We start from the raw sequence: 9,993 nt of genomic DNA on the forward strand, positions 1-9,993 counted from the left end.
GCACGGAAGGCCTTGGGGGCCTTAGAAGCGCGCCTTCAGGAAAGCCGAGGGCCCTTGCAGCCGCACCTTCAGCCGCGTGTCCGCGAAGTTGGTGTCGCGCGTCAGGTCGATGTTGGTGACGCCGTAGGCCAGCACCAGGCCGATGTTCTTCACCGGGAACCACTCGACGCCGGCCGAGGCGTTGTAGATGTTGCCGTGGAAGCGGCCGCCGTTCTTCCACACGCCGGAGGCGTCGGCGAACAGCCGCAGGTCGGGGCTGATGGCATGGCGCACGCCGATTTCGAGCAGCGGCGCAATCGCGTTGTCGCTGGAGCTTTCGCTGTAGGTGCCGACCTGCCCGTTGACGACGGCATTGGCGCTCGCGCCCAGCGTCGCACGGTAGTAGGCCGCGCCCGCGCCCAGGCCCAGCACGGTGTTGCCCGAGCCGATCCACCACTTGTAGGACAGCTTGGCGAAGTCGAGCTTGGTGTTGATGTTGCGTTGCCGAAAGTGTTCAGCGTGCCGAAGTTGCCGAACGAATTGCTGCTGGCAAGGCCGCCCGAATAGTCGCGCTTGTAGCTGTAGTAGTCGAACGAGATGCCCTGGCTGTCGCCGATGAGCATGTCGGCCGAGATGCGCGGCATCGTCACGCGGCCGGGCTTGATGTCGCCCGACTGCAGCGCGCCGTAGGGCGTGGTGACGGAGGCATTGAACTTGGGGTCGGCGTTGAAGGCACCGACCGAGAAACTGAAGCGGTCCAGCGCGGGCGACGGATCGGCAAGCGCGGGTGCGGTGGCAAACAGAAAACCGGTGCCGACCAATGCGCCGAAGGCACCGAAGCGGGTGGTCCAGTCGAAGGGGCGGGAGCGGAGCAACAGCATGAAAAATCCTTGGGGTCGAAGAAAAAGCCTCGGGCACTTGCGCGTCGCTTGGCGCAGGCGGCTTCCGGGCGCGGCTCCCTGTTGATGACCCACAAGTTAATAGGGCGCATGGCGTGCTTCCATGCGCGGAATGCGGCTGTGCTTGTAGGACGTTCTCTACGGTCGCCGCATGGCGCGCCGCTCAGCGGCGCATGGTGTCGAGCTGCGTGACGGGCGCGCTGTCGTTGCCCCACGAGCCGCGGATGTAGGTCAGCACGGCAGCGACTTCCGAAGCATCGAGCGTCTGCCCGAAAGGCGGCATGCCGTAGGGGCGCGGGTTGCCCGCTGTCGTGGGCAGGAAGCCGCCATGCGCGATCACCTGGATCAGGTTGGTGGGCTGCGCCATGTTCACGGCGCGGTTGCCCGCCAGCGGCGGATAGCGCCCGTCGCGCCCTGGCCCTGGTCGCCATGGCAGTAGGCGCAGCGCTGGTCGTAGATCTTCGCGCCGCGCGCCATGGTGCCGGCATCGCGGCGGATCGGGGCCTTGGTGGTGACTTGTTCTTCCTGCTTCGGCATGTCGGGCAGGTCTTTGAGATAGCTGGCCATCGCGGTCAGATCCGCATCGCCCAGGTACTGCGTGCTGCGGAACACCACGTCGGCCATCGGGCCCATGACGGAGCCGCGCGGCGCCACGCCGGTCTTGAGCAGCGCGACGACATCGGCGCTCGGCCAATCGGCCACGCCGGCTTCGTGCGGATCGGTGAGCGAAGGGGCGTACCAGTTCTCGATGGCGATCAGGCCGCCCGACAGGCCGCGCTTCGTCTCCGTCGCGCCCAGCGAATTGCGGCTGCCATGGCAGGCGATGCAGTGGCCGAGGCCATCGACCAGATAGGCGCCCCGGTTCCACTCGGCAGGCTTGCCTGCATTCGCGACGAAAGTCTCGGGCTTGAACGAGAGCGCGCGCCACACGGCCAATGCGGCCTGCGTGTCATACGGAAAGCGCAACCGGTGCGCAAGGTTCGGCGCGGGCGCCGGCGCCACGGTGCGCAGGAACGCATAGATCGCATCCGAGTCCTCACGCGTCACCTTCGTGAAGTTCGGATACGGAAACGCCGGGTACAGCAGCCGTCCGTCCTTGCTCCGCCCGTTGTGCATCGCACGCCAGAAATGCGCGCTGCTCCAGCTGCCTATGCCGGTCCTGTCGTCGGGCGTCAGGTTGCTCGAATAGACCGTGCCGAAGGGCGTCTCGATCGGCAGGCCGCCCTCGTAGGGCCGGCCGCCGCGCGTGGTGTGGCAGCCCGCGCAGTTGCCGGCCAGCGCGAGGTAGCGCCCGCGCTCGACCATCTGCGGCGTGGCGTTGAAGGCCTCGGCCCGCTCGGGCAGCGGGTCTTCGCCGCGCAGGTTCAAGGCCACGAGCGCGCCGGCCACCAGCGCGCCAAGCACGACCAGCACAAGCACCGTCCATCCGGCGCGTCGCAAGAGGCTCATGCGTGCCTCGTCATTTCGAGATGCCGCCGCAGGCGATCGGCATCGGCGCGGGCAGCGATGCGGCCGGTCGGGTGTTGGCGGGCATCGGCTGTGTCGCGAGCCAGCTCGCCACGGCGTTGACGTCGGAAGACCACATGCGCCGGCCGACCTCGGCCATGCAGTCGGGCGCCATCGCATGCCGGTCGTTGGTGAGCCATGCGCCCAGTTGCGACGCGAGGTAAAGGCGCGGCAGGCCCAGCAGCCCCGGGGTGGCCGGCAGCACGCCGGTCAGCGCCGCGCCGTGGCATTGCACGCAGGCTGGCAAGCGGCGCTCGCGGTCGCCTTCGAGCGCGAGCATGCGGCCGCGTTCGAGCACTTCGGGCCTGGCATCGCTCAGCGGCGAGATCGGCGGGTAGGGCAGGTCGAGCCCGGCGAAGTAGTCGGCGATCTCGTGCAGGTACGCATCGGACATGTGCTGCACCATGTACGCCATGTCGCTGTTCGAGCGGCGCCCGTCGCGAAAGCTCACGAGCTGGTTGAACAGGTAGCCCGCCGGCTTGCCCGCCAGGCGCGGAAAGTAGCCGGCGTTGGTGGTCGCGCCTTCGCGCCCGTGGCAGGCGATGCAGGCGGCCACGCGCTGCGCGATGGTGTCGGGCACCACGGCCGGCACGACGGCGGCGCCGGCGCGCCGGCCGCGGTGTGCCAGAGCGCGCAGCACAGCAGCGCGGCCAGCGCGGCGCGGAAATTTCCTGGAATGTGGCTCATGGTGGGGTCGCGTCCGACGATAGCAGTTCGCGCGCGGGGCTACAGTGCCGCATGCGCAAACATCTTTCCACCACCACCGGTCCGCAGCGTCTTCTGTATGGCGGCGTGGTCGGCGTCGGCGTGGCCATCGCGCTGGCGCCCTTGCCGCTCGGCGGCATGGCGCGCGGGCTGGCCGGCTGGTGCGCCGGCGTGCTGGTCTACCAGGTGCTCACGTGGTGGCTGGCCGACACCTTCGACGCGCGAAGCACGCGCGAGCGCGCGCAGTCGCTCGACCAACCCAACGTGGTGATCCTGGTGTCGATGCTGGTGGCGGTCGGCGCGAGCGTGGTGGCCATCGCGATGCTGCTGCAGCAGGTCAAGCAGATGAACGGCTGGGAACGCACCGCGCACGTCGCGCTGGGGCTGGTGGCGCTGGCGGGGTCGTGGCTGATGATGCATTCGATCTACGCCTTCCACTACGCGCACCGCTACTACATCGACCAGAAGGGCGGCACGCCCGACGGCGGCCTCGACTTTCCGGGCAAGGACGACGCCCCCGACTACTTCGACTTTCTCTACTACTCGTTCGTGATCGGCATGACCTCGCAGGTCTCCGATGTGCAAGCCACTTCGAAGGAGATGCGGCGCATCACGCTGTTCCACAGCGTGCTGTCGTTCGCCTTCAACATGCTGGTGCTGGCCATGTCGGTCAACGTGGTGGCCGGCGCTTTCGCCTGAGGTCCCTGCGAGCAGTTCAGGCCGGGGCCTTGCGCGCCGCGCCGAACTTGAGGATGCCCGTCGACAGCGCCACGCCGCAGACGATCACCCCCGCGCAGACCAGCATCCACTGCGTGATGCTTTCGTCGAGAAACACGGCGCCGTAGAACAGCGCGAACACCGGCACCAGGAAGGTCACCGTCAGCGCGCGGGCGGGGCCGGCGCGCTCGATCAGCCGGAAGAAAAGGATGTACGCCACGCCGGTGCAGGCGATGCCCAGCGCCAGCAGCGCGAGCCATGCGCGCAGGCTCGGCATTTGCGCGGGCCACAGCAGCGCGGCGGGAATGGCCAGGAACAGCGTGGCGCCGATCTGGCTGCCGGTGGCGGTGGTCAGGGCCGGCACGCCGCTCAGGTGGCGGCGCGTGGCGCTGGCCGAAATGCCGTAGCACAGGCAGGCGCCCAGGCAGGCCAGCACGCCCCACAGCGCCGCATGGCCGGTGGCGCCCGCATGCACGCCGGCGCTGCGGCTGGCGAGCATCGCGACGCCGGCAAAGCCGATCACGAGGCCGACGATGCGCGAGCCCGCGGGCCGCTCGCGAAACCAGGCCCAGGCCACCAGCGCGCCGAACATCGGCGTGGTGGCGTTGAGCACGGCGGCCAGCCCGCTGTTGATGCTCAGCAGCGCGAAGCAGAACAGCGCGAAGGGCAAGCCCGAATTGAAGACGCCGACCGCGAAGCTGGCCTTCCAGTGCCTGGCGATGGTCGGGCCGTGGCCGCGCAGCAGCGCGACCGGCAGCAGGAACAGCGCCGCAATGGTCACCCGCACGGCGGCCGCGGGCAGCGCGCCGAACTCGGCCGCGCCGATGCGCATGAAGAGAAAGGACGCACCCCAGAGCGCCCCCAGCAGCACCAGGTCGACGAGCCAGGCGGTGGGTGCGGCGGACGCAGTGGGTGTGGGCGCGATGGCCGGGGCCGACGTGTTGTTGTTCGTTGTGGTCATGCGTCTCTCGTTCTCCAGCGGGAGGTTTTCTTATTGCAGCGCGCCTTCCAGTTCGAGAAGGGCGGTCTTGCGGTCCAGCCCTCCAGCGTAACCGGTCAGCGAGCCGTCGGACCCGAGCACGCGGTGGCAGGGCACGATCACGCTGATGGGGTTGCGCCCCACGGCCGCGCCCACCGCGCGCACCGCGGCCGGGTTGCCCACGTTGGCGCTGAGCGCGCCGTAGCTCAGCGTGGCGCCGGCCGGAATGGCCAGCAGCTGCTGCCACACGCTCTGCTGGAACGCGGTGCCGTGCGAGAGGTCGAGCTTCATGTCGAAGCGGTCGCGCTTGCCGGCGAAGTAGTCGCGCAACTGGGCCGCCGCCTCGACCAGCGCGGGGTGGTCGTCCATGGGAATCCAGCCCGTGGTGTCGGGCCAGTGGCGCTGCTGGTCGAACCAGACGCCGGCCAGGCCCTGGTCGGTGGCGGCCATCGTGATGCCGCCCAGCGGCGTGTCGGTGTGCGAGGTGTAGATGACTTTGCTCTTGAACTTCATGACATTTCAGGCGGTGAGGCCTGCCGTGGTGATGAGGGGAGAAGGTTCCGCCGCCGCCACGCAGGGCGATGGCGAAGGCGAGGGCGCGTGCCATGCGCGCAGCACCGCATAGCTGCGCCACGGCCGCCAGGCTTGCGAGGCCTCGCTGGCGGCGCGCGCGGTGGTCACGCCCAGCGCCTTCTGCAGCGCGACGTCGCCGGCCGGAAAGGCGTCGGGCCAGCGCAGCGCACGCATGGCGATGTACTGCGCGGTCCAGGCGCCGATGCCGGGCAGCTCCTGCAGCGCCGCGATGGTCGAGGGCACGTCGGCCCCCGCATGCAGCGCCAGCTTGCCGGCCGCGACCTCGCGGGCAATGGCCTGCAGCGCGGTCTGCCGCTGGCGCACGATGCCGAGCTGGCCCAGCGCGTTGCCGCTCGCCGCGGCAATGGCCGCGGGCGTGGGGAACAGGCGGTTCAGCCCGTCGACGGGTGTGGCGATCGGCTCGCCGAAGGCCTCGACCAGCCGCGAGCCCAAGGTGCGCGCCGCGGCCACCGTGATCTGCTGGCCCAGCACCGCGCGCACCGCCAGCTCGAAGCCGTCGACCGTGCCCGGCACGCGCAGCCCGTCGCCGTGCGGGAAGGCCGCGTGCAGCGCGGCGTTGATCGCCATCGGTTCGGCGTCGAGATCGAACAGCGCGCGGGCGCGGCTGATGACGATCGGCAGCACGGCGGCCAGCGAGTCGCTGACGGACAGCAGCATCTGCTCGCGTTCGAGGTCGAAGCGCAGTTGCAGCCAGCCCGCATGTGCCTGGGCGCCCTGTGCGATGCGCAGCGTGCGGGCCAGCTTCACGTAGGTGGGCGTGCTGCCCTTGGCGGGCTCCTTGCCGTCCGACGTGGAGACCGCCTCGACACCGCGCAGCGCACGGCGCGCGAAGAAGCCCAGCATGGCGTTGGCGTCGTAGGGCGGGCGAAAGCCCAGCCGCACCTCGATCGCCTTGCCTTCGCCGCCCTCGACGCTCGCGCCGCCGGCGCGGCGCAGTGCGCTCGGGTTGAGTCCGTAGTGCTCGACGAAGGCGGCGTTGAAGCGGCGCACGCTCGCGAATCCGCTGGCCAGGGCGACTTGGGTCATGGGCAATCGGGTGTCGGCGATGAGTTGCTTGGCGGCCAGCAGGCGGCGCGTCTGCAGGTATTGAAGGGGCGAGACGCCGAACTGCGCCTCGAAGATGCGCCGCAGGTGGCGGTCGCTCACGCCCAGCCGCGCCGCGATCTGCGCCGCGCCGGGGCCTTCCTCGGCCCAGGCGTCGGGCTCGTCGATCAGCCGCGCCGCCTGCAGCGCGAGGATGCGCGAGGCGTCTTCGGTCGACCAGCTGGCCGCGCGCGGCGCCAGCTCGGGCCGGCAGCGCAGGCAGGGGCGAAAGCCCTCGGCCTCTGCCTGCGCCGCGTGGCGGAAGAACCGGCAGTTCTCGCGGCGCGGCAGCTTGACGCGGCAGACCGGGCGGCAATAGATGCCGGTGGAGGTCACGGCGGTGAAGAACGACCCGTCGAAGCGCGCGTCGTGCGTCTTCATCGCCAGGTAGCAGGCGTCGCTCTCGAGCGCTTCGGTGGGGGCGTGGGCGGTAGGCATGGGCAAATGATACGGTTTCGACTCGTTTCAACTGGCCGTTTTCGGACATGTGGCGCCCCGGAGCGTTGCCTACAATGCCTCGATCCAAAAAACCCACAGGGAAACGCCATTCATGCAGCTCAGCGCGTCGATCTTCAAGGCCTATGACATCCGCGGCGTCGTGCCCACCACCCTCGATGCCGACGTGGCCGAAGCACTGGGGCGCGCCTTCGGCAGCGCCGCGCGCGCGGCCGGCGAAAAGTCGGTGGCCGTGGGACGCGACGGGCGCCTGTCGGGCCCCGCGTTGGCCGAGGCGCTGATCAAGGGCCTGGTGGCCACCGGCGTCGAGGTGATCGACGTGGGCGCGGTCACCACGCCCATGCTGTACTTTGCCGCGCACACGCTGTGCACCAGCGGCATCCAGGTCACGGGCAGCCACAACCCCAAGGACTACAACGGCTTCAAGATGGTGCTGGCCGGCCGCGCCATCTACGGCGACGAGATCCAGGGCCTGCGCAAGACCATGGAAGCCGGCTCGGCGCAACTGGCTGCCGGCGGCAGCGTGCGCAAGGTCGACGTGACCGACGCGTATGTGAAGCGCATCGCCGGCGACATCCAGCTGGCCCGGCCGATGAAGATCGTGGTCGACTCGGGCAACGGCATCGCGGGTGCGTCGGCGCCGGCCATCTTCCGCGCCATCGGCTGCGAGGTGACGGAGCTGTTCAGCGAAGTCGACGGCAACTTCCCCAACCACCACCCCGACCCGAGCAAGCCCGAGAACCTCGCGGACCTGATGGCCGCGCTGGCCAGCAGCGACGCCGAACTGGGCCTGGCCTTCGACGGCGACGGCGACCGCCTGGGCATCGTCACCAAGGACGGCCAGAACATCTTCCCCGACCGCCAGATGCAGCTGTTCGCGCAGGACGTGCTGTCGCGCGTGCCGGGCGCCACCATCCTCTTCGACGTGAAGTGCTCGCAGCGGCTGGCGCCGGCCATCGAGGCGGCGGGCGGCAAGGCCATGATCTACAAGACCGGCCACTCGCTCATCAAGGCGAAGATGAAGGAAATCGATTCGCCGCTGGGTGGCGAGATGAGCGGCCACATCTTCTTCAAGGAGCGCTGGTTCGGCTTCGACGACGGCACTTATGCGGGCTGCCGCCTGCTCGAAATCCTGAGCAAGAGCCCCGATGCGAACGCGGTGCTCAATGGGCTGCCCACGAGCTTCTCGACGCCCGAGCTGAACGTGGCCTGCGCCGAGGGCGAGCCGCACGCGGTGGTCGACAAGCTGGTGAAGGGCGCGCGCTTCGCGGCGCCGGCCCAGGTCTCGACCATCGACGGCTTGCGCGTCGACTGGCCCGACGGTTTCGGCCTGATCCGCGCGTCGAACACCACGCCCGTGCTGGTGCTGCGCTTCGAAGGCCAGACCGATGCGGCGCTGAAGCGCATCGAGGCCGAGATGCTGGCGCTGCTGCGAACGGCCAAGCCCGACGCCCAACTGGCAGCTGCTGCGCATTGATGTCGGCCCCCCGGCTTCTCACTCGCTGCGCTCCGTGTAATTCGCCACCCCCCGAGGGGGAGGCGCGGCTCGCCTTGGGGCGGCCCGGCGGCGGCCGCATCCGGCCATATCTTTTGAAAGGTCGCTAGCCTGTGCGTTCGCTATTGCTGCGCCTCTACGGCGTCTTCACCACCGCCGTGCAACCGCTGGTCCGTCGCAAGCTGCGGCGCCGCGCCGTGGCCGAGCCCGGCTATGGCGTGGCCGTCGAAGAGCGCTTCGGCCGTTATGACGAATCCATCACCGGCCATGCCCAATGCTGGGTCCACGCCGTTTCGCTCGGCGAGACGCGCGCGGCCGCGATCCTGATCGCCGAGCTGCGACGCCAGTACCCGGGCGTGCCGATCCTGCTCACGCACGGCACGGCCACGGGCCGCGAAGAGGGCGCCAAGCTGCTCGAGCCCGGTGACACGCAGGTCTGGCAGCCTGGGACACGCCCGGCGCCGTGGCGCGCTTTCTCGACCGCTTCCAGCCGCGCATCGGCGTGCTGATGGAAACCGAGGTCTGGCCCGAAATGGCCGCCGCCTGCGCCGAGCGCCGCATTCCGCTGGTGCTGGCCAATGCGCGGCTCAACGAGAAATCGCTGGCCGCGGCCGAGCGCCTGGCGTGGCTTGCGCGGCCGGCTTATTCCGCGCTCACCGCCGTGTGGGCGCAGACCGAGGCCGATTCGCACCGGCTCGTGTCGCTGGGCGCCAAGGTGGCCGGCGTGTACGGCAACCTGAAATTCGATGCCACGCCCGACGCGCGCCAACTCAGCACGGCCATGTCGCTGCGTGAGCACCTGCCGCGCCCGATGGTCGTGCTCGCGAGTTCGCGCGACGGCGAAGAGCGGCTGTTGCTCGAAGTGCTCAAGCGCTTCGGCGCGACTTCGCCGGTGCCGCCCGAGCAGGGCGCGGTGCGCTCGATTGCCAAGCGCGTGCACGACGTGCAATGGATGATCGTGCCGCGCCATCCGCAGCGCTTCGATGAAGTGGCCGCGCTGATCGAGGCCGAAGGCTTCGCGGTGGCGCGCCGCAGCGCGGCGGGGCAGCCCGCCGAGGCCGAGATCTGGCTCGGCGATTCGCTGGGCGAGATGGCGCTGTACTACGGCCTGGCCGACGTGGCGCTGCTCGGCGGCAGCTTCGAGCCGCTGGGCGGGCAGAACCTGATCGAGCCGGCGGCCTGCGGCTGCCCGGTGATCATGGGGCCGTCGACCTTCAACTTCGCCGAGGCCGCGCAGCTGTCGCTGGCGGCCGGTGCGTCGCTGCGTGTCGAGGGCATGGAGCAGGCGGTGACGGCGGCGCTGAAGCTGGTCGAGAACCCCGAGCGTCGCGCGGCGATGGCGCAGGCTGCGCTGGCTTTCGCGTCGTCGAACCGTGGGGCGGCCGAGCGTACGGCGGCCGCGGTGCTGGCGATTGCGCAGGCGGCGGAGCCGGTGGACACGGTGAATGCGCCGCTCGACGACGACCAGCAACAACCGCCGCGCGCGGAACCCACACTGGACTGAATTGCCGCTGGCTCCTTCCCCCTCTGGGGGAAGGCTGGGATGGGGGCGCGCACCCAACGAAGCGCTGGCGACAGGG

The 9,993-nt window shown here is 69.9% G+C and carries 7 protein-coding genes and 2 pseudogenes; 3 read left to right on the plus strand and 6 right to left on the minus strand.

What is annotated here, in order from left to right:
• Window positions 1–21: 21 nt before the first annotated feature.
• From BMG07_RS42630 to BMG07_RS22920, 3 genes and pseudogenes are all read right to left on the minus strand, one after another.
• Complete coding sequence (locus BMG07_RS42630; RefSeq protein WP_269759299.1) at window positions 22–411, minus strand: hypothetical protein; 390 nt, start codon at window positions 409–411, stop codon at window positions 22–24.
• 630 nt (window positions 412–1,041) lie between these two features.
• Window positions 1,042–2,327, minus strand: a pseudogene (locus BMG07_RS22915) (cytochrome c).
• Window positions 2,328–2,337: 10 nt separating this feature from the next.
• The gene (locus BMG07_RS22920; protein ID WP_198086474.1) at window positions 2,338–3,024 is read right to left on the minus strand and encodes a cytochrome c4; all 687 of its coding nucleotides are present in this window, start codon (window positions 3,022–3,024) and stop codon (window positions 2,338–2,340) included.
• A gap of 98 nt (window positions 3,025–3,122) precedes the next feature.
• On the opposite strand from BMG07_RS22920, the gene BMG07_RS22925 reads away from it, so the two are divergent.
• Complete coding sequence (locus BMG07_RS22925) at window positions 3,123–3,788, plus strand: DUF1345 domain-containing protein (RefSeq protein ID WP_198086475.1); 666 nt, start codon at window positions 3,123–3,125, stop codon at window positions 3,786–3,788.
• Between the two features lie 16 nt (window positions 3,789–3,804).
• On the opposite strand, the gene BMG07_RS22930 is transcribed toward BMG07_RS22925, so the two are convergent.
• Genes BMG07_RS22930 through BMG07_RS22940 form a run of 3 tightly spaced genes read right to left on the minus strand, consistent with a single transcriptional unit; the run spans window position 3,805 to window position 6,900 of the window.
• On the minus strand, window positions 3,805–4,767 hold the full coding sequence (locus tag BMG07_RS22930; protein WP_198086476.1) for a DMT family transporter: 963 nt from the start codon (window positions 4,765–4,767) through the stop codon (window positions 3,805–3,807).
• A 30-nt stretch (window positions 4,768–4,797) separates the two neighbouring features.
• On the minus strand, window positions 4,798–5,298 hold the full coding sequence (locus BMG07_RS22935; RefSeq protein WP_198086477.1) for a methylated-DNA--[protein]-cysteine S-methyltransferase: 501 nt from the start codon (window positions 5,296–5,298) through the stop codon (window positions 4,798–4,800).
• Window positions 5,299–5,304: 6 nt separating this feature from the next.
• Complete coding sequence (locus tag BMG07_RS22940; protein ID WP_198086478.1) at window positions 5,305–6,900, minus strand: DNA-3-methyladenine glycosylase 2 family protein; 1,596 nt, start codon at window positions 6,898–6,900, stop codon at window positions 5,305–5,307.
• Window positions 6,901–7,012: 112 nt separating this feature from the next.
• On the opposite strand from BMG07_RS22940, the gene BMG07_RS22945 reads away from it, so the two are divergent.
• Window positions 7,013–8,395 carry a phosphomannomutase/phosphoglucomutase gene (locus BMG07_RS22945; RefSeq protein ID WP_198086479.1) on the plus strand — a complete coding sequence of 461 codons (1,383 nt, stop codon included), beginning with the start codon at window positions 7,013–7,015 and terminating at the stop codon, window positions 8,393–8,395.
• Window positions 8,396–8,526: 131 nt separating this feature from the next.
• Window positions 8,527–9,917 (plus strand): annotated as a pseudogene (locus BMG07_RS22950) (3-deoxy-D-manno-octulosonic acid transferase).
• The last annotated feature ends 76 nt before the right edge of the window (window positions 9,918–9,993 follow it).

Origin of the sequence: Variovorax sp. E3 (genome assembly GCF_016082275.1) — a bacterium.
Classification (GTDB): Bacteria; Pseudomonadota; Gammaproteobacteria; order Burkholderiales; family Burkholderiaceae_C; genus Variovorax.